Origin of the sequence: Myceligenerans crystallogenes, from assembly GCF_039529775.1 — a bacterium.
In the GTDB taxonomy this organism is placed as follows: domain Bacteria; phylum Actinomycetota; class Actinomycetes; order Actinomycetales; family Cellulomonadaceae; genus Myceligenerans; species Myceligenerans crystallogenes.
Window position 1 is genome coordinate 309,048 of record NZ_BAAANL010000002.1, and the last position, 19,071, is coordinate 328,118.

The window sequence follows — 19,071 nt, forward strand, 5'->3', positions numbered from 1 at the left end:
GCGCCCGGCCGGTCATCGGCGGCCCGCGGACGCCGCCGCGAGGATCCCCTCCGCCCGGCCGCGGGTCAGGTACGCCATCACGGCGTCCTTCGGCCCGTTCGGGGACTCGAAGTGCACCTGCTCGCCCGCCTCGAAGCCCATCGCGACCATCCGGGCCAGCGCCGCCGCGTTCCGGGCGTCGGGCTCGCCGATCACCCGGCGGGTGCCCGGCCCGGCGAACAGGAAGGCGAGGCAGGCCGGGCCCAGGACGGCCCAGCTCTCGTCCGAGCCGCCCGCGCCGGGCAGGGCCGGGGCGCGGAAGAAGTGCAGGCCCAGGTCCCCCTCGGCGACGGGGTAGGCGCCGGCGACGGGGTCGTCCTCCGGGTGGTAGGCCTGCACGAGGGCGACCGGGTCGCCGTCCCAGCGCACCAGGTAGGCGTTGTGGGTGGGCAGGGAGTCGACGAACTCGTACGTCTCGCGCAGCTCGTCGCGCGTGAGCTCGCCCAGGCCCCAGAACCGCGCGCGGGGCTCGGTGACCCAGGCGTGCAGCACGTCCAGGTCGGCGACCGGGTCCAGGACGTGCGCGGCGATCACCCCGCGCGGCGTCGTCGTCCGCCAGACCTCGGCGCCGGGGGCGCCGTGCAACAGGCGGACGGCGGGCCGGTCCGGCACGGACGGGTCGGCCGAAACCTCCGATCCGGGCACGGCCCACGGCACCGCGGGGCCGGGGTCTCCCGCGGGCGGTGGTGTGAGGTCAGGGGTCTGGGGGGTGCTCATGGTGGTCTCTCGTTCGGTCGTCGGGGTGGGGGGTCCGGGGGCGGGCGCGCGCTACGACGCCGCCGGTTGCAGGGCCGGGGCGAGGTACGACGGCGCCGGGGTGGGCGCAGGTGCCGGGGCCGCGGCGCGGGGCGCGTCAGGCACGACGAGGGGGACGACGTCGGGCACGACGAGGGGGACGACGACGGGGGTCAGCCGGGACCAGTCCGTCTCCACCGGCAGCGTCCCGCCGTCGGCCCACGTCTCGTGCTGGTCGGCGACGTGCGGGTCGCCGGGGTTGCCGCTCGCGCCGAACGGGACCACCCAGCGGCTCGCGCGGCGGTCGGACAGGTCCCAGATCCAGCGGGCCACCGCACCGCGCGCCGCCGCGGGCGAGACGCCGGGCGTGCCGCCGGTGCACTGCACCGTGTCGTTGTCACCGCCCAGCACGGGAGCCGAGCCTGCGGCGGGCACCCGCAGGTGCGGACCGCCCGGCAGCGGCACGGGCGCCAGGACGTGCAGGTCGCCCCATGTCACTGCGCCAGCCACGACATCGGTCACGACATCGACCGCGACCTCGCCCAGGGCGGGGACCGCGCCCGGCCCCCCGTCGAGGCCCGCGTCCAGGCCCGCCTCCGCGACCGCGCCCGGCCCCAGCGCCCGCAGGACGCGCACCAGCCCGTGCCCGATCGCCGCCTCCGGGACGAACCACGGCGCGAAGATCTCCCCGTACCGGCACGGGTCCGTCCGCAGCCCGGCCAGCCGTGGGTCCGCGGCGGCCCGCCGCACGAGGGCGTCCCGCCACCTGACGAACCGGGCCGCGGCGGCGCTGCCCGCGTCCAGCGGGGCGCCGGCGCCGGCCCACTCCTCCAGTCCCCGGGGGACGCCCGTGAGCTCCAGGAGGGCGAGCGCGCCGGCGCTCGCGACATCCGCGTGGATCCGGCGCTGCGTCCCGGGCGACTCGCCGCCCGCCGGTGCCTCGGCCAGGAGCCGGCGGATCCGGTCTGCGCGGTGGGGCGCGTAGGACCAGCCGAGCGCGTGGTTCTCCCGGCGACGCCGGTCGCGCGCCCCGGCACCCGGCCGTGACGCGGTCACGGGACGCTCGTTCGCGTCCACCGCGACGCCGGTCGTCACGAGTTCCGGCTCGGGCAGCAGGGTCCAGGCCCGGGGCCGTGCCGCCTCGGTCCAGGCGCGTACGGGCAGCACGCGTTCCCCGGGCGCACGCCGGGCGACCCGGCCCGCCGTCAGGGAGTAGATCTCCCCGCCGGAGTCCGCCGTCAGGACGCGGTTCACCGGGTCCACCCAGCCGTCCGCGAAGGCGTCCGCCACGTCCCGCGCCGTGCGCGAGCGCAGCAGGCGCCGCCAGGTCGCGACACCGGCGTCGGCCAGGACGCGCACGGGCCAGCGGACGGTGAAGCGGGGCACGGAATCAGAGCCTGCATCAGAGCCTGCATCGGAATCGGAATCGGAGTCTGAGTCCGAGTCTGAGTCTGAGTCCGAGTCGTCCGGTGATCCGTCCCTCCGGTCCGCGACCCAGACGCCGCGCGGCGTCTCGATCCACCGCACCCGCTCGTGACGTACCGCCCCGCCGGCCTCGCGGACCTCGATCGTCTCGGTCCCGGAGTCCGCCGCTTCCCAGCCGTCGGGGCCCTGGGCCTCGTGGCCGCCGGCCGCCGTCGTCCGGAAGCGTTCCTCGAAGACCTCGACCTGGTGCGCCATCGCGTTGGTGATGCCCCAGGCCACGCCGGTCTCCGGCGCCGCGGCTGCGGGCGGGCCCGCAGCGGGCGAGGTCACCGCGAACCCGAAGTGCTGCACGCCGGGCACGCCCGGGAAGGCGAGGCCCAGCACGTCGTAGGCGTCCTCGCCCGGCCCCTGACCGGTGCAGGCCAGCCGGATCTGCTGGTAGGGGCCGGGGAGCTCCAGGATCCGGTGCGGGTCCCCGGCGAGCAGCGGCGCGCCCGACGCCGTGCCGCCGGGGGCGACCGCCCACGCGTTGGAGCCGGAGTCGCTGCCCGCGCCCGCGCCGCCGTCGGCCGCGAACCACTCGCACAGCGTCTCGGGCGGCACGCCCGGGAACGCCGGGCCGAGCGAGCGGGCCACGTGGTCCCGCCACAGCACGGCCGGGAACCCGTTGAACAGCACGTGGTCCACGAGGAACACGCCGATCGGGGTCCACGGGCGCCACGACGACGCCGGGCCGTCGCCCGCCGCGGGGCCGGACCCGGGCCGCGCGGCGGCGAGCCCCGCGTTCACCCCGGCCGCGTACGCCGCGAGCCAGTCCCGCTCGGGCCGGGCGAGCGCGTCGTGCACCCGCCGTGCGGTGTCGGCGAGCCGGACCCGCACGGCGAACCGGTCCCACACCAGGCCCTCGGGGCCGATGCGGGCGGCCAGCCGCGCCTCGGCGCGGCGCCGGCCGGTCTCGATCTGGTCCGCGCGGTCGAGCGCGGTGACGTAGCCCTGGCCGTAGGCCAGGGCGCGCTCGGTCGCCGCGCGCACGTGCGGGATGCCGAGGGAGTCGCGGTGGAGCTCGAAGCGGTGGGGCCGCTCGGGCGATCCGGTGGGGGGTGGGGGTGTCTGGGGAGGGTGGTGCTCTGGGATCACGCGGGTTCCGTACTCCTGAGGGGATTTCGTAGTCGTCCGGCGTAGATGAGGGAGGACGACTGGCTTGCCAGGTTGACCATGTTCGTGGTGTCGCGCAGCTGGAGCCGGTTGAGGCAGGAGTGCGCGAAGGTCTCCGCCCGCAGGTCGACGCCCGGGCCGGGCCCCGCCAGGTCCGGGTGCTCGTCCCGGTGCCGGCCGATCACCTCGCCGACGATCCGCCAGAACGGCGCCGCGCCCAGCACGCCGTCGGCCGCGAGGATGCCCGACAGGTGCCGCAGCACGCCGTCGAACACGTCGGTGAAGACCGCCAGGGCCTTCTCCTCGTCGTCGACGACGTCGCGGATCCGCTCCACGCGCTCCGGCAGCGCGCGGTCCGACAGCATCACGACCTCCTCGCCGATGTCCTTCATGAACACCCGCCGCACCACGTGGTCCCGCAGCACGAGCACGAGGTTCTCCCCGTGCGGCATGAAGGCCAGGTCGTGCGCGAGCAGGCAGTGCACCACCGGGTACAGGTAGGCGTCCAGGTAGTGCCGCAGCCAGTCCCGCGCCGGGAGGCCCGACGCGCGGATCAGCGACGTCACCAGCGCCCGGCCGCTCGCGTCCCGGTGCAGCAGGCCGGCCATGGTGGCGACGCGCTCGCCGTCGGCCAGCAGCGGGACGGGCGACTCGCGCCACAGCGCCGCGAGCATCTTGCGGTACGGGTTCGGCGCGGGCGTGCGGTGGTAGACGTCGCCCGTGTAGCCGACGGCGGCGACCTCCCGCAGCAGGCCGAAACCGGCGGCCCGCAGCGTCTCGTCCCCGGTCACCAGGTCGTGCACGAAGTCGTTCACCGCCGGGGTGTCGCGCATGTACCGCGGCGACAGGCCACGCAGGAAGCCCATGTTCTGGATCGCGGTGGCGACCTTCACGTAGTGCCGGTCCGGCCGCGTCACGTCGAACATCGTGCGGATCGACTGCTGCGGCTGGTACTCGTCGGCCCCCGGGCCGAGCGGCACGAGGTCACCGCGCGCGACGTCCGCCGCGAACGTGATCGCCACCCGGTGCTCCCACTGCCACGGATGCACGGGCAGGTAGAGGTAGTCCGCCGGGTCCAGGCCGCGCCCGGCCAGCCGGTCCGCGAACGCCGCCCGCTCCGCGCCCGACAGCTGCGTCCCGTACAGCTCCCGCTCGGACCACCCCGCCCCGGCCGACAGATGCGTGTGCTCCCGCCGCGCCGCCAGCCACATCAGGCGCAGCCGCCCGCCCCGCTCGGGCGCGTACGCGCGGTAGTCCGACAGGGAGAACCCGATCCGGCCGTTGTTCGCGACGAAGCCCGGATGACCCTCGGTCATCGCGGCCTCCACGGCCTGGAAGGCGCCGGGCACGTCGGGCCCCGCGAGCCGTTCGGTCAGCACGTCCGACGACGGCGCGACGCCCAGCAGCTCCCGCTCCCGCTTCGCCATCGCACCCGCCAGCGTGGCCGAGAGCTCCTCCAGGTACACCGGCAGGAGGTGCTCCGGGATCTGGAGCAGCGGCTGGAGCTCCGCGACGAGCTCGAGGGCGTCCAGGGGCAGGGAACCGCCCGGAACCGTCCGCGACCTGCGCAGGCTGGCCTCGTCGATGACCCAGTGCTCCAGCGGGTAACGGCGCGCCGCGAAGTGGTACGTGACCCCGGCCTCGTCCAGGACCAGGACGTACGGGCGGGGGTCGTCGTGCGTGACCTCGGTCGGCGCGGCGTCCGCTGCCGCGCCCGCCGCGACGCCGGTCATCCTGCCTGCCACGGCGTCCCGTCCCACGCCGGCCGGATCCGCCGCGACCGGCAGGAACAGCCGCTCGTGCGTGAACTCCGCGATGGCCTTGGCCACGAGGTGACGGTGGGCCGCCTCCGCGAGCGCCGGGCGCAGGTGGGCCGCCGGTTCGGTGCCGAGCGGGCCGGTGCCGTCGCCGAGGGGCGAGGCGGCGAAGTCGTCGCGGGTGCAGACGCTGAGGCGGGCGCGCTTGGTGTGCGTGCCGTGGACGACGTCGACGTCGCCCACGACGCGGAAGCCCGCCGCGGCGTTCTTGGCGTGGATCGCGAGGTTCCGGGCGTCGGGTTCGACGACGACGCGCAGGGCGCCGCGACCGGCGAGCCCTGGCCCGCCGTCCGCACCCGCGCGGTCCCCGCTGCCGCCGTCCCGGGCGCCGTCGTCGGCGGTGCCGTCGGTGAGGCAGAACCGCATCACCGCGGCCATGACCGCGTCCGTCAGCCCCGAGATCCGCGGCTCCGGGCCGCCGGCCGGGGGCGCGGGCGCGATCAGGACGTGCATGCCGAGGTCCCCGGGCAGGTGCCGGTGGATGCCGGGCGGGAGCGTGTCGAGGACCACCCGGGACGGGTCGTACGTCTCGCAGTACGCGACCGGCGCGCCGTCGCGGCGCAGCAGCCAGCCGTCCTCGGCGGCGGACGCCGCCACGTGATCGAGGTACTCGCGCACCTGGGCGGGCGTGAGGTCGCCCATCTCCCAGAAGGCGGAGGCCGGGTGGGCGAGCCAGGCGTGCATGAGCGCGACGTCGCGGGCCGGGTCGGCCGGTTCCACCGTCAAGGTGCCCACGCGGGTGGTCGTGGCGAACCTCATCGCGAGCCTCGCCGCGGACCCCGCGGCGGTTTCCGGTGTGCTTTCCGGCATGAAGGTCATGACGGCACCTCCGCGGTCCCGGGCAGCCCGAACGTCTGGAACGCGATCCGCCGCTCGACCGGATACGGCTCCCGGCCCGTGACCTGGGCCAGGATCACCGAGCTGCGCCACGGCGCGAAGCCGAGGTCCGGGGCCGTGACGCCGTGGGTGTGCTCCTCGCCGTTGACCACGAACACGCGGCGGGCCGCGTCCACCGTGTAGTCGCGGGAGACGACGTAGCGGCCCCGCTCGTCCAGGTCGAGGCGCTCGCGGACGGGCGCCAGGAAGTCCGGCGTCCCGCCCGCGTAACCCGTCGCCGCGACGATCGCGCGGGTGCGGTGCTCGGCGATCTCGCCGGTCTGGCCGTGCCGCAGGGTCAGGACGTACTCGCCCCCGCGCGCACCGCCGTCACCATCACCGTCGCCCGCCGGCTCGAAGCGCGCCGCGGTGACCTCGCAGTCCGACAGCAGCGTCGTGGGCAGCTCCGCCCCGAGCGCCGACTTGCGGTACAGCGCGTCGTAGATGTCGTCCACCAGCTCGGCGCTGATCCCCTTGTACAGGTTCCGCTGCTCCCGGCCGAGCCGGTCGCGCAGTTCCTGCGGCAGCGACACGTAGTGGTCCGTGTACTCGGGAGAGGTCATCTCCAGGGTGAGCTTCGTGTACTCCATCGGGAAGAACCGCCCCGAGCGCGTCACCCAGTCCAGCCGGTACGGGCTCGCCTCCGGATCAGCGCTGCCCTGCCCTGACCCCAGGCCCTCCAGCAGGTCGCGGTACACCTCCCCCGCCGACTGCCCCGAGCCCACCACCGTCACCGCCCCCGAGGCCGCGAGCGCCGCGCGGTGCGGCAGGTACTCCCCGGTGTGCACGACGGGCCCCGCCCCGCCCGCACCCGCGAACTCCGTGAGCGCCTCGAGCGCGGCCGGCAGCCGCGGCGTCGTCCCGGTGCCGAGCACGAGATGCTTGGCACAGTATTTCTCCTCCGTGACGCCGTCCGGGCCGGTCACCCGCGCGGTCACGACGTATGCCCCGGCGGCGTCGTCGTGCACGACGCTCGTCACGCGCCGCCCCCAGCGCAGCATGCCGGGCGCGTCCGCCTCGATGCGTTCCGCGGCCCAGCGGCAGTAGGCGTCGTACTCGGCGCGCAGCGGGTAGAACGACTCGCGGATGTAGAACGGGTAGAGCCGCCCGGTCTGCTTGAGCCAGTTGAGGAACGTGTACGACGACGTCGGGTCGGCCATCGTGACCAGGTCCGCGAGGAACGGGACCTGGAGGGTGGTGCCCTCGATGAGCATGCCGGGATGCCAGGAGAAGGCGTCGCGCTGGTCGAGGAAGACGGCGTCGACGTCGGGCAGCGGGCGGGCCAGGGCCGCCAGGCCCAGGTTCATCGGGCCCAGGCCGATACCGAGCAGGTCGTAGGTGCGCATCAGGCGGACCCCTCGTTCCGGCCCGCAGCGGGGCCCGCGCCCGGCCCCGCAGCAGGCGGCGCGTCGGGCCGCACGCCGTCGCGCACGAGGCGCGGGTGGGTGTCGCGGCAGGGCGGCACGTCCGGCGTGACCAGCTCCTCCCCCGCGAGCAGGCCGTGCGCGGCGGAGCGGACCAGGTCCAGGACGGCGCGCACGTCGCCGAGCGTCATGTCCGGGTTGAGGAGGGTGAGCTTGAGGCAGGGGCGGCCGTCGACCACGGTCTTGGCCACGAGCGCGCGCCCGGAGTCGAACAGGACGCGGCGCACCTGCGGCACGAGCGCGTCGGCGCGCTCGGGGGCCAGGCCGTCCGGCTCGTAGCGGAACAGCACGGTGGACAGGTCGGTGGGCGCGACGAGCTTGAGCTCCGGGTCGCCGGCCAGGTCGGCGTGCACGGCCTGGGCCAGGTCGCACATGGCGTCGACGAGCTGCCCGACGCCGTCGGCCCCCAGCGCCCGCAGGGTGACCCACAGCTTGAGCGCGTCGAAGCGGCGGGTGGTCTGCAGGGACTTGTCGACCTGGTTGGGGTCGGGGTTGGGCTCGCCGCCCGGCTCGTGGTCCTCGGTGGCGGGGTTGAGGTAGTCGGCGTGCCAGGAGCCGCGGGCCATGTCGGCGGCCTCGCGCACGATCAGCGCGCTGGAGGACACCGGCTGGAAGAACGACTTGTGGTAGTCGACCGTGACGCTGCGGGCGCGCTCGATCCCCGCCAGCTTGCCGCGGCGGGTGGGGCTGACCAGGAGCCCGCAGCCGTAGGCGGCGTCCACGTGCAGCCAGGCGCCGGTCGCGTCGGCGAGGTCCGCGATCGCGCGGATCGGGTCGATGCAGCCCCGGTCGGTGGTGCCGCCGGTGGCGACCACGGCCATGGCGATGTCGCCGGCCCGGACGACGTCGGTCAGCGCGCGGCCGAGCGCGTCGGGGTCCATACGGCCCTCGTCGTCGACCCCGACGGCGATCACGGCGTCCTCGGACAGCCCGAGCAGCAGCGCCGACTTCGCGACCGAGAAGTGGCTCGCGGACGTCGCCAGGACGCGCAGGCGCGACTGCGCGACGGCGCGCTCGGTGCCGCGCAGGTCCTCCAGCGCGCGCTGCCGGGCCAGGAACATGGCCTGGAGGTTGGACTGGGTGCCGCCGGACGTGAACACGCCGTCGGCCCCGGCCGCCTCGCCGCGCTCGTCGCGGCCCACGGGGAAGCCGATGCGCGCCGCGGTCCAGTCCACCAGGCGGCGCTCCATGAGCGTGGCCGCCCCGGACTGGTCGTACGTGTCCACGGACGTGTTGATCGCCGCGAGCATCGCCTCCGCCGCCACCGCGGGCAGCGCGACCGGGCAGTTCAGGTGGGCCGCGTAGGCCGGGTGGTGGAACCACACCGCGTTGTCCGCGTAGAGCGCGGCCGTCTCGCGCAGCGCCTCCGTCGTCCCGATGCCGGGCCCGTCCAGGTCGACCGCGTCGGTGCGCTCACCGAGCTCGGCCCGGCCCACGCCCGCGAACGGCTGCGTGACCGCGGCCACCCGCGCCGCGATGTCGTCCACGACGCCCTTGGTGACGCGCGCGTACTCCGCGGCGGTGGCGCCGCGCAGCAGCGCGTCGCCCGGGACCGGGCCGCGCGGCGCGCGCTCGTCCCCGTCGCGGGGTGTCGGAGCGGGTGTCGCACCGGGCGTCGCACCCGAGGTCGCACCGGGCGTCACGGCGGATGTCACACCGGATGTCGCTCGAGGTGGCTCGGGCGACGACGGCGCCGCGGCGGAGCGCAGGCCGGTGGCCGCGGCGGGCAGGGGTGAGGACATGCGAGAGGCTCCTCGGGTGGGTCGACGGTGAAGGGGCAGGCAATTAAGTAAGGCTTGCCTGACCTAAATTAGCCGACGCTTCGTCCTTCTCCAACCACGGACCCATGTTCCGGACGCCTGCCGGACGCCGCGGGCCCGCGGGACGCAGCACGGTCCGGACACGATTTCGGCGACACGACGCCGAATATGTCGCGTACAGAACCCCAGATCGGTACGTTTCGCCTATGAGCGACGAGCGCCAGATCACATCTGACGACACGGAGAACGACGCGGCTCCGGCCCCCGCGGGCAACGGCGCCGGCGAGGACAGCGACCGCATCGAGCGACTGCGCGCGCTGCTGACCGCACCGATCAAGATCCCCGAGTCGGAGAGCAGCGGAGCGGGCAGCGGTGTGAGCAGCGGTGCGAGCGGCAGCACGAGCACCGCCACGGGCGGCACCCGCGACGGGGCCGACGCCGATCCCGACGCCGGCGACCCCGACGAGTACCCCGCCCCCGCCGTCGACATCCCGCCGCACGTGCGGGCCGCCGCGGAGGCCGCCGCGTCACGCGGGGCCGACGAGCAGCGCACCGCCAAGGGCGGGAAGAAGCGCCGGACCTGGGCCGACGCGTTCCTCGACTCCGGCAGGCGCGACCTCGGCGCGGCCGGCGGCGATGCCGCCGCCCAGCTGCTGGCCCGGCTCGACGAGCTCGACCGGCGCACCGGCGAGGACATCGCCCTGGTCCGCGCCCGGGCCAACGAGGCCGCCGACTCGGCCGCCGAGGCGCGCCAGGGCATCGAGGCCCTGCGCACCGAGGCGTCCGCGGCCGCCGAGGGCGCGCGGGCCGCCACCGCGCGGCTCGACGTCGCCGAACGGACCGCGGCCGAGAACTCCGCCACGAGCTCCGCGGCGACCGGCGAGCTCCGCGACGACCTCACCGCCCAGCGCGACGAGATCGCCCGGCTCACCGCGTCCCTCGAGGAATCCCTGGAAACCGCCCGCGAGGCCGCGGCCGGCGCGGGATCCGCGGCCTCGGCGGCCTCGGCGGCGCGGGAGGCCGCGCAGACGGCGGCGAGGAAGGCGGGCACGGCCATGGTCGTGGCCGTCATCGGGGTGGTGTGCGCGCTGGCGGCGATCGGGCTGGCTTTCCTGCCCTGACCTCGGGAGGGGTTCGCCGCCGGGCCCGGCGCTGGTACCTTTCTGGCCATGGCGCCCCTGGACGACTCACCCCGGCACGCGACACCGAGGCAGGCCCGCAAGGCCTGGGACCCGCGGCCCCTCCTGTCCGATCTCAAGGCGGGGGTGCAGGCGCAGCTGTCCCGGGCGGACGTGCCCGGCGAGGGCCCGGACGGCGCCGGGGTCTCGACGGTCGCCCAGCCGACCGTCGACGCCGGGATGTCCGACCCGGCGGGGTCCGAGAACGCGCGGGTCGGCGGGTCGGCGATGGTGCACGCGCCGGTCGCGCCGGACTCGGCCGAGTCCCGCGACAAGAAGAACCTGCGGCGCGCGGCCGAGGCGGCCGAGGCCGCCGCCGCGCAGGCCGCGGGCGCGGCGTCGCAGGCGGCGATCACCGCCGAGCGGGCGATGAGCGAGGCCCACGCCGCGCGCACCGACGCCGCCGCCGCGAGCAGGAACGTGACCGCCGCGCTCGGCGAGCTGAGCGCCGCCGCCGAGGAGATCTCGGCGCTGCACCGGACCCTGCAGGACGTGCGGGAGCGGGCCCGGCGGGAGGTCCTCGTCGCGTGGGGCGGCGCCGGGGTGGCGCTGCTGGTCGCCGTCGTCGCGCTGCTCGTGTGACAGCCGGGCGCCGGCCGGTGACGTGACCGCCCGCCGCCCGGGCCTCACGCCTCCAGCGCGTACGGCTTGACGCCCGCCGCGTCCCACAGCATGCCCAGGTGGTCCACCGGCCCGTGCCCGCCGCGCGAGCCGACGCCCAGGCTCTCCCCCCGCGCGATCGCCGCGCGCAGCCAGGTCGTCGCGCGGCGCAGCGACTCCGGCCACGAGCCCGTCGTCACGCGCAGCGTCGCCATCGCCGACGACAGGGAGCAGCCCGTGCCGTGCGTGCTGGTCGCCACGAGCCGCGGCCCGCTGACCCTGGCCTCCTCGCCCGCGGCCGAGACGAGCGCGTCCGGCGTGTCCGACGCCATGAGGTGGCCCCCCTTGGCCAGCACGAGCACGTCGTGCTCGTGGGCGACCTGGCGCGCCTGCGCCACGACCTCGGTCCAGGTCACGGCCTCGGCCGCGCCGGTCAGGGCGGCCAGCTCCGGGATGTTCGGGGTGACGAGGTCGGCCAGCGAGATCAGGTCGCGCAGCGCCGCCTCCGCCGCGGGCTCCAGCAGCCGGTCGCCCGAGGTGGAGATCATGACCGGGTCGATCACGACGACCGGCGGGCGGACCCGCCGCAGCCACGCCCCGACCGCGTCGGCCACCCCGGCGGTGCCCAGCATGCCGATCTTGACCGCGTCGACGGCGATGTCGTCGCTGACCGCGTCGAGCTGCTGGGTGACGAACTCCGCCGGCGGCGCGTGCACGCCCCGCACGCCCTGGGTGTTCTGCGCCGTCAGCGCGGTGATCACGGCCATCCCGTAGCCGCAGTGCGCGGCGATGGACTTCAGGTCCGCCTGGATCCCCGCGCCGCCGGACGGGTCCGAGCCCGCGATCGACAACACGCGCGGCACCTTGCGTCCATGCAAAGCACTCATCTCGACATTCCCTCCGCCGGTACGAGCTGGGTCAGGTTCGACGGGTATGTTCTCAGCTGCCACGAAGGAAGCACCCCGTGTCGATTTCTTTCCCAGCTTACGGGGCCACGGCCTGACTTGTCGAGAAAAGTCCGGCTCAGCGGGATGTCGGGTGGGTCACACCGGCCCGGTCCAGGACGGCGCGGGCATGGCGCAGCACCGGCTCGTCGATCATGACGCCGTCGAGCGTGAAGACCCCCGTGCCGCCGGGGGCGGAACCGCCCGCCGCCCCGGCCGCGGCGAGGATGCGGCTCGCGCGCGCGATCTCCTCGCCGCTCGGCGCGTACGCGGCGCGGATCACCGGCACGTGCTTCGGGTGGATGCAGGCCGTGGCCGCGAAGCCGGACGCGACGGCGTCGGCCGCCTCGGCGCGCAGGCCGTCCAGGTCGTCGATGTCGAGGTGGACGGCGTCGATCGCCGGTTTGCCCGCGGCGCCCGCCGCGAGCAGCACGTGGGCCCGGGCCGTGCGGGCGACGTCGCGGTACTCCCCCCGCGCGCGCTCGCCCGGCCCGAAGCGGCTGGAGGTGCCGCCGAGCGACGCGACCAGGTCCTCCGCGCCCCACATCAGCGCGATCACCTCGTCCCGGTGCGCCAGGGCGGGCGCCTCGACGACACCCGCGGCCGTCTCGCACAGGGCGATGACCCGGAACCCGTCGAGCGCGGGCAGGCCCGCGTCGGCCTTGGCGACCATCAGCGTGCGGAATGGCGTGGCCCGCACGGCGGCCAGGTCGGCGGCGTGATCGCGGGTCCCGGGCGGGTTGACCCGCACGACGGTGCGCTCGGGGTCGAGGGCGCCCGCGGCGGCGTCGGACCTCAGCGCGTCGCGCGCGGCGGGCCGCGCCCCGGGCGCGACGGCGTCCTCGAGATCGAGGATGACGCCGTCCGCCCGGGACGCGGCCTTGGCGAACCGGTCGGGCCGGTCCGCCGGGCAGAACAGGAGGGCGGGTCCGGGGATCACGAGCCCGCGCCGTCCGTGCGCGACGGTTCGGCCGCCTCGTGCCCGGCCCGCGTCCAGAACAGGCCGTTGCGCACCGCGCGCGCGACGACGACGTCGTCCTGGTTGCGCCCGACGTGCTCCAGCGTCACGATCCCCTGGCCGGGGCGGGACCCCGAGGGTCGCTTGGCCTGCACGATCGTCTCGCCGTACAGCGTGTCGCCGTGGAAGACCGGCGCGGGGAACGTGACCTGCTCGAAGCCGAGGTTGGCCACGAGCGTGCCCGCCGTGACCTGCCACGTGGACAGGCCCACCAGCGTGGACAGCGTCCACAGGGAGTTCACGAGGCGCTGCCCGAACGGCTGGGTCGCGGCCCAGGCGGCGTCGAGGTGCAGCGGCTGGCCGTTCATGGTCAGCGTGGTGAACAGCACGTCGTCGGCCTCCGTGGCGGTGCGGCCCGGGCGGTGCAGGTAGCGGTCCCCGGGCTCCAGCTCGTCGAAGTACCGGCCGCGCGCCAGGAACTCCCGCCCGCTCATGCCAGCCCCATCTCCCGCGCCAGCACCATCAGCTGCACCTCCGTGGTTCCCTCGCCGATCTCGAGCACCTTCGCGTCGCGGTAGTGCCGCGCGACGGCGTTCTCGTTGAGGAAACCGTACCCGCCCCAGATCTGGGACGCGTCGTGCGCGTTGGCCATCGCGGCCTCCGACCCGATGAGCTTGGCGAGCGACGCCTCCGCCTTGAACGGGACGCCCGCGACCAGCTTCTGCGCGGCGTCCATCCAGGCCAGGCGGGCGCTGTGGGCGCGGGCCTGCATGCGGCCCAGCATGAACGCGACGTGCTGGTTGTGCCCGATGGGTTCCCCGAACACCTTGCGCTCCTTGGCCCGGGCCAGCGCCTGCTCGTAGCAGCCGAGCGCCGCCCCCGCGCACAGCGCCGCGAACGCGACCCGGCCCTCGTCCAGCGCCCGCAGGAAGTTCGCGTAGCCGCGGCCCTGCTCCCCCAGCATCGCCGAGTGCGGGACGCGCACGTCGGTGAAGGTCAGGGGGTGGGTGTCCGACGTGTGCCAGCCGACCTTGTCGTACGCGGGCCCCACCTCAAACCCGGGCGTGCCGCTCGGCACGACGAAGCACGTGAGCTCCGGGCGGCCGTCCGGCTTGCGGCCCGTCACGGCGGTGACCGTGACCAGGGAGGTGATGGGCGTACCGGAGTTGGTGATGAACTGCTTGGAGCCGTTGATCACCCACTCGTCGCCCTCGCGGACGGCCGTGGTGGCGGTGGCTCCGGCGTCGGACCCGGCGCCCTGCTCCGTCAGGCCGAACCCGGCCAGCGCGCGCCCGGCGAGCAGGTCCGGCAGCCAGCGTTCCTTCTGCTCGTCGCTGCCGTGCCGGTAGACCGGCACGATGCCGAGCCCGACGCCCGCCTCGAGCGTGACGCCGAGCGACTGGTCCACCCGGCTGATCGCCTCCACGGCGAGGCACAGGGACACGTAGTCCTTGCCCTGGCCCCCGTACTCGACGGGGAAGGGCAGGCCGAACAGGCCCAGGTCGCCCATCTGCGCGATGATGTCGACCGGCAGCTCGCGCTTCGTGTCGTAGTCGTAGGCGCGGGGCGCGACGACCTCGTCGGCGAACCGGCACACCTCGTCGTACAGCTTGGTCTGCTCGTCGGTGAGCAAGTACTTCATGGTTCCTCCCGGGGTGGTGGGGAATGGACCGGGCCCGCACGGGGTGCGGCGGGACCGGGGGTCTAACCGGCGTGCTCCGCCGGCGCCACGGTCGCCACGAGCTGGTCGCGGGAGACCTGGTCGCCGGCCGCGACGTGGAGGGTGGCGACGCCGTCGTGCGGGGCGAGGAGGGGATGTTCCATCTTCATCGCCTCGACGACGACGAGGGGGGTGCCCGCGGTGACGGGGCCGGGCGGGGCGACGTGGACGACGGTGCCGGGCATGGCCGAGCGCAGGTCGGGGCCGGCCCCCGGCCCGCCGGCCGCGGCGGCGGCCCGTTCCGCGCGGCGGGCGGCGAACGCCTGCTCGCGGGTGGGGGCGTCCAGGGCGAGGGTGCGGCCGTCCCGGTGCAGCCAGACGGTCCGGACGGCGGGGCCGGACCTGCCGCGCGGCTGGACGACGACGGCCGGCGCGCCCTCGCGGGGGTCGCTCGGCGCCGGGATCCCCGCGACCACCGTCTCCCCGGCGATCGTGTGGCTGCGGGGCTCCGCGGGAGCGCCCGGGCGGAAGCCGTCCGGGGCCCACGGCCCCGGCGGGACGGGATCCGCGGCCAGGGCCCGCGCGGCGGCCCGCAGGTCCGCGGGTTCCGGGGCGGGGTCCTCGGGGGCGGGCAGCCGCTCGATCAGGCCGGTGTCCAGGCGGCCCGCGGCGACGTCGTCGTCCGCCACGAGGATGCGCAGCCAGTTCAGGTTCGTGCCGACGCCGAGCACGACCGTGCCGGCGAGCGCCCGGTCCAGGCGCGCGAGCGCCGTGGCGCGGTCGGGGCCGTGGGCGACGATCTTGGCGAGCATGGGGTCGTAGTCGCCGCCGACGACGCTGCGCTCCGCGATGCCGCTGTCCACGCGGACGCCGGGGCCCGCGGGTTCGCGGTAGGCGAGGACGGTGCCGGTGTCGGGCAGGAAGCCGCGGGCAGGGGTCTCGGCGTAGAGCCGGGCCTCGACGGCGTGGCCGGTGAGGGTGACGTCGTCCTGGGCGAGGGGCAGCTTCTCGCCGGCGGCGACGCGGAGCTGGAGCTCGACGAGGTCGAGGCCGGTGACGGCCTCGGTGACGGGGTGCTCCACCTGGAGGCGGGTGTTCATCTCCAGGAACCAGAAGTCGAGGGAGCCGGGCTGCTGCCCCTCGCCGGCCCGGTCCGCGGCAGAGGTCAGGGCGTCGCCGGGGACCAGCATCTCGACGGTTCCGGCGCCGACGTAACCGCAGGCGCGCGCGACCTCGCAGGCGGCCTCGCCCATGCGGGAACGGACGGCCGCGGCGACCGGGGCCGGCAGGCCGGCGAGCAGCGCGGACGGTGCCTCCTCGATGACCTTCTGGTGCCGGCGCTGCAGGGAGCACTCGCGCTCGCCGAGGTGGATGACGTTGCCGTGGGCGTCGGCCAGGACCTGCACCTCGATGTGCCGCGGCCGGGGCACGTAGCGCTCCAGGAGCAGGGTGTCGTCGCCGAACGCGGACCGGGCCACCCGGCGCGCGGAGGCGAGGGCCGCGGGGAGCGCGGCGGCGTCGTCGGCGACCTGCATGCCCTTGCCGCCGCCGCCGGCGGCGGGCTTGACGATCAGGGGGAAGCCGACGGCGTCGGCCGCACCGACGAGTTCCGCGTCGGAGAGCACGCCCGTCGTGCCGGGCAGCACCGGCACGCCGCGGGCGGCGACGAGGTCGCGGGCGGCGATCTTGTCGGCCATGGCCTCCATGGCCTCCGGCGGGGGCCCGATCAGGGTGATGCCGGCGGCGCCGCAGGCGCGGGCGAAGGCGGGGTTCTCGGACAGGAAGCCGTAGCCGGGGTGGACGGCGTCCGCGCCGGTGGCGCGGGCCGCGGCGAGGACGGCGTCGATGTCGAGGTACGACGACGTCGCGGCCGCCGGGCCGATCCGGACGGCCTCGTCGGCGGCGGTCACGTGCGGGGCCGCGGCGTCGGCGTCGGAGTAGACGGCGACGGAGCGGATGCCCAGGCGGCGCAGGGTGCGGATGACGCGGACGGCGATCTCGCCGCGGTTGGCGACGAGGACCATGCCGAACGGCCTCCGGAGCGGTGCGGTGTCCATTCGTGCCCTCACATCCGGAACAGGCCGAAGCGGCGCTCGGGCAACGGGGTGCGGGCGCAGACGTCCAGGGCCATGCCCAGCACGCGGCGGGTGTCGGCGGGGTCGAGGATGCCGTCGTCCCAGCCGCGGGCGGTGGCGTGGTAGGGGCTGCCGGCGCGTTCGTAGCTGTCGCGGACCGGGGCCTCGAACGCGGCCTGCTCGGCGTCGGACCAGGTGCCGCCCGCGGCCTCGATCTGGTCGCGCTTGACGGTGGCCAGGACGGAGGCGGCCTGCGGGCCGCCCATCACCGAGATGCGCGCGCCCGGCCACGTCCACAGGAAACGGGGCGAGTAGGCGCGGCCGCACATCGAGTAGTTCCCGGCGCCGAACGACCCGCCGACGACGACGGTCAGCTTCGGCACGCGCGTCGAGGCGACCGCGGTGACCATCTTGGCGCCGTCCTTGGCGATGCCGCCCGCCTCGGCGTCGCGGCCCACCATGAAGCCGGTGATGTTCTGCAGGAACAGCAGGGGGATGCCGCGCTGGTCGGCCAGCTCGATGAAGTGGGCGCCCTTGAGCGCGGACTCGCCGAACAGGACGCCGTTGTTCGCCAGGACGCCGACGCGGTGGCCGTGCAGGCGGGCGAAGCCGGTCACGAGGGTGGTGCCGTAGCCGGGCTTGAACTCGTGCCAGTCCGGGTCGGGGCCGCCCGGGCCCGGTTCGGGGCCCGAGTCGACGAGGCGGAAGATCACCTCGCGGGCGTCGTAGGGGGCGTTGACGTCCACCGGGACGACGTCGTACAGCGTCTCCGGGGGCGAAGACGGCGGCAGCGGGGCCGGGTGCACGTCCCAGGCCGGCGGCGGGTCGGGCGGGAGGGTGGCCACGATGTCGCGGACGATCTCCAGCGCGTGCTCGTCGTCGTCGGCGAGGTGATCGGCGACGCCGGAACGGTGGGCGTGCAGCTCTCCCCCGCCGAGCTCCTCCGGGGAGACGACCTCTCCGATCGCGGCCTTCACCAGCGGCGGGCCGCCGAGGAAGATCGTGCCCTGGTTCCGCACGATGACCGTCTCGTCGCTCATCGCGGGCACGTACGCGCCGCCGGCCGTGCAGGAGCCGAGGACGGCCGCGACCTGCGGGATCCGGGCCGCCGACAGGCGGGCCTGGTTGAAGAAGATGCGGCCGAAGTGGTCCCGGTCGGGGAAGACCTCGTCCTGCAGCGGGAGGAACGCGCCGCCGGAGTCCACGAGGTAGACGCACGGCAGGCGGTTCTCGGCCGCGATCTCCTGGGCACGCAGGTGCTTCTTGACCGTGGCCGGGTAGTAGGTGCCGCCCTTCACGGTGGCGTCGTTGGCCACGACCATGACGTGCCGGCCCGCGACGACGCCGATCCCGGCGATGACGCCGGCGCCGGGGACGGCGTGGTCGCCGGCCTCCGTGCCCTCGGTGCCGTCCGCGGCGTACATCCCGAACGCCGCGAGCTGGGACAGCTCCAGGAACGGGCTGCCCTCGTCCAGCAGGCGCCGCACGCGGTCGCGGGGCAGCAGCTTGCCGCGGGCGAGGTGCTTCTCGCGGGAGCGGGCGGGGCCGCCCTCCGCGGCGCGGGCGATGCGCTCGCGCAGGGTCGCGGCGAGGTCGCGCTGGGTGGGCGCGGTCCGCGCCGGTACGGCCGGTGCTGACGTGGCAGGGGTGGTCGCCATGGGGGCAGCATAACCCCGGTTGGTTAATGGTGGTTAACCAGACGGCGGCGCGGCGGCTTAAACTGCCCGGGTGACACCAGCGACACCAGCGACACCCGTGACGCCCGTCCAGACGCCACGACGGCTGCAGATCCTGGACACCGCGGCGGAGCTGTTCGCCGCGCGCGGGTTCCATGGCGTGAGCGTGGGTGACATCGGGGCCGCGGTGGGGATCTCGGGGCCCGCGCTGTACAAGCATTTCGCGGGGAAGCAGGACATCCTCGGGGCGTGCCTGCTGCATGCGTCGGAACAGCTGCTGGAGGGGGCGCGGGAGCTGACGGCGGGCGCCGCGGGGCGCTCCGGGAGCAACGACCCAGACGACACCGGCAAGGGTTCGGGTGACACCGCCCTGACCCGGCTGATCGCCTTCCACACGGACTTCGCCCTGACCCAGCCCGCGTTGATCGTCGTCCAGGAACGCGAGTGGGGCGCCCTCGGCGAGGCGGCCCGGGCAGCGGTCCGCGAGCGCCAGCTCGCCTACATCGAGGTGTGGACCCGAGCCCTGGCCCCGCACCGCCCGGACCTGGCGCCGCCCGAGGCGCGCGCGGCGGTCCAGGCGGCCTTCGGCCTCCTCAACTCGACCCCGCACTCGGCCCGCATCAGCCGCACGACGATGCGCGACCTGCTGATCGGGATGGCCGAGTCGGCCCTGACCCCCACCTAACCCCCTCACCCACCCCATCCACCCCCACCGCCGTGGCGTCAGTAGCAGATCGAATCCATTCGCA

The 19,071-nt window shown here is 75.6% G+C and carries 14 protein-coding genes and 1 riboswitch; of the genes, 3 read left to right on the plus strand and 11 right to left on the minus strand.

Annotated elements, in window-relative coordinates; all coding sequences use genetic code 11:
• Window positions 1–12: 12 nt before the first annotated feature.
• Genes ABD208_RS06135 through ABD208_RS06155 form a run of 5 tightly spaced genes read right to left on the minus strand, consistent with a single transcriptional unit; the run spans window position 13 to window position 9,213 of the window.
• On the minus strand, window positions 13–756 hold the full coding sequence (locus ABD208_RS06135) for a GNAT family N-acetyltransferase (protein ID WP_344100603.1): 744 nt from the start codon (window positions 754–756) through the stop codon (window positions 13–15).
• Between the two features lie 51 nt (window positions 757–807).
• Window positions 808–3,336: a penicillin acylase family protein gene (locus ABD208_RS06140; protein WP_344100605.1), complete on the minus strand. Its 2,529-nt coding sequence runs from the start codon at window positions 3,334–3,336 to the stop codon at window positions 808–810.
• Complete coding sequence (locus ABD208_RS06145; protein ID WP_344100607.1) at window positions 3,333–5,990, minus strand: GNAT family N-acetyltransferase; 2,658 nt, start codon at window positions 5,988–5,990, stop codon at window positions 3,333–3,335. Before ABD208_RS06145 ends, ABD208_RS06140 begins: the two co-directional genes overlap by 4 nt.
• Window positions 5,987–7,393 (minus strand): lysine N(6)-hydroxylase/L-ornithine N(5)-oxygenase family protein, encoded by a 1,407-nt coding sequence (locus ABD208_RS06150; RefSeq protein ID WP_344100609.1) that lies wholly within the window; start codon window positions 7,391–7,393, stop codon window positions 5,987–5,989. The genes ABD208_RS06145 and ABD208_RS06150 overlap by 4 nt, the downstream gene beginning before the upstream one ends.
• On the minus strand, window positions 7,393–9,213 hold the full coding sequence (locus ABD208_RS06155; protein WP_344100611.1) for a pyridoxal phosphate-dependent decarboxylase family protein: 1,821 nt from the start codon (window positions 9,211–9,213) through the stop codon (window positions 7,393–7,395). The genes ABD208_RS06150 and ABD208_RS06155 overlap by 1 nt, the downstream gene beginning before the upstream one ends.
• A 224-nt stretch (window positions 9,214–9,437) precedes the next feature.
• On the opposite strand from ABD208_RS06155, the gene ABD208_RS06160 reads away from it, so the two are divergent.
• A complete protein-coding gene (locus ABD208_RS06160; protein ID WP_344100613.1) occupies window positions 9,438–10,352 on the plus strand; it encodes a hypothetical protein in 915 nt (304 codons plus the stop codon).
• 48 nt (window positions 10,353–10,400) lie between these two features.
• Complete coding sequence (locus ABD208_RS06165; protein ID WP_344100615.1) at window positions 10,401–10,991, plus strand: hypothetical protein; 591 nt, start codon at window positions 10,401–10,403, stop codon at window positions 10,989–10,991.
• Window positions 10,992–11,035: 44 nt separating this feature from the next.
• Here ABD208_RS06165 and thiD read toward each other — a convergent pair whose 3' ends face one another.
• From thiD to ABD208_RS06195, 6 genes are all read right to left on the minus strand, one after another.
• Complete coding sequence (gene thiD, locus ABD208_RS06170; RefSeq protein WP_344100617.1) at window positions 11,036–11,896, minus strand: bifunctional hydroxymethylpyrimidine kinase/phosphomethylpyrimidine kinase; 861 nt, start codon at window positions 11,894–11,896, stop codon at window positions 11,036–11,038.
• Window positions 11,887–11,984: riboswitch (TPP riboswitch) on the minus strand. It overlaps the preceding gene by 10 nt.
• Window positions 11,985–12,032: 48 nt before the next feature.
• On the minus strand, window positions 12,033–12,893 hold the full coding sequence (locus tag ABD208_RS06175) for an HpcH/HpaI aldolase/citrate lyase family protein (RefSeq protein WP_344100619.1): 861 nt from the start codon (window positions 12,891–12,893) through the stop codon (window positions 12,033–12,035).
• Complete coding sequence (locus ABD208_RS06180; protein WP_344100621.1) at window positions 12,890–13,405, minus strand: MaoC family dehydratase; 516 nt, start codon at window positions 13,403–13,405, stop codon at window positions 12,890–12,892. Before ABD208_RS06180 ends, ABD208_RS06175 begins: the two co-directional genes overlap by 4 nt.
• Entirely contained in the window at window positions 13,402–14,553 is a 1,152-nt protein-coding gene (locus ABD208_RS06185) for an acyl-CoA dehydrogenase family protein (protein WP_344100623.1), read from the minus strand. The genes ABD208_RS06180 and ABD208_RS06185 overlap by 4 nt, the downstream gene beginning before the upstream one ends.
• A 62-nt stretch (window positions 14,554–14,615) precedes the next feature.
• Window positions 14,616–16,628: an acetyl/propionyl/methylcrotonyl-CoA carboxylase subunit alpha gene (locus ABD208_RS06190; protein WP_344100625.1), complete on the minus strand. Its 2,013-nt coding sequence runs from the start codon at window positions 16,626–16,628 to the stop codon at window positions 14,616–14,618.
• Window positions 16,629–16,636: 8 nt separating this feature from the next.
• Complete coding sequence (locus ABD208_RS06195; protein WP_344100626.1) at window positions 16,637–18,304, minus strand: carboxyl transferase domain-containing protein; 1,668 nt, start codon at window positions 18,302–18,304, stop codon at window positions 16,637–16,639.
• A 70-nt stretch (window positions 18,305–18,374) separates the two neighbouring features.
• Between ABD208_RS06195 and ABD208_RS06200 the strand changes: the two genes are divergently transcribed.
• Window positions 18,375–19,007, plus strand: a complete 633-nt coding sequence (locus tag ABD208_RS06200; protein ID WP_344100628.1) for a TetR/AcrR family transcriptional regulator — start codon at window positions 18,375–18,377, stop codon at window positions 19,005–19,007.
• The last annotated feature ends 64 nt before the right edge of the window (window positions 19,008–19,071 follow it).

Coding starts and splice junctions, on each gene's coding strand:
- ABD208_RS06135 (WP_344100603.1), bottom strand. CDS start 756: ATGAGCACCCCCCAGACCCCTGACCTCACACCACCGCCCGCGGGAGAC.
- ABD208_RS06145 (WP_344100607.1), bottom strand. CDS start 5,990: ATGACCTTCATGCCGGAAAGCACACCGGAAACCGCCGCGGGGTCCGCG.
- ABD208_RS06150 (WP_344100609.1), bottom strand. CDS start 7,393: ATGCGCACCTACGACCTGCTCGGTATCGGCCTGGGCCCGATGAACCTG.
- ABD208_RS06155 (WP_344100611.1), bottom strand. CDS start 9,213: ATGTCCTCACCCCTGCCCGCCGCGGCCACCGGCCTGCGCTCCGCCGCG.
- ABD208_RS06160 (WP_344100613.1), top strand. CDS start 9,438: ATGAGCGACGAGCGCCAGATCACATCTGACGACACGGAGAACGACGCG.
- ABD208_RS06165 (WP_344100615.1), top strand. CDS start 10,401: ATGGCGCCCCTGGACGACTCACCCCGGCACGCGACACCGAGGCAGGCC.
- thiD (WP_344100617.1), bottom strand. CDS start 11,896: ATGAGTGCTTTGCATGGACGCAAGGTGCCGCGCGTGTTGTCGATCGCG.
- ABD208_RS06180 (WP_344100621.1), bottom strand. CDS start 13,405: ATGAGCGGGCGGGAGTTCCTGGCGCGCGGCCGGTACTTCGACGAGCTG.
- ABD208_RS06185 (WP_344100623.1), bottom strand. CDS start 14,553: ATGAAGTACTTGCTCACCGACGAGCAGACCAAGCTGTACGACGAGGTG.
- ABD208_RS06190 (WP_344100625.1), bottom strand. CDS start 16,628: ATGGACACCGCACCGCTCCGGAGGCCGTTCGGCATGGTCCTCGTCGCC.
- ABD208_RS06195 (WP_344100626.1), bottom strand. CDS start 18,304: ATGGCGACCACCCCTGCCACGTCAGCACCGGCCGTACCGGCGCGGACC.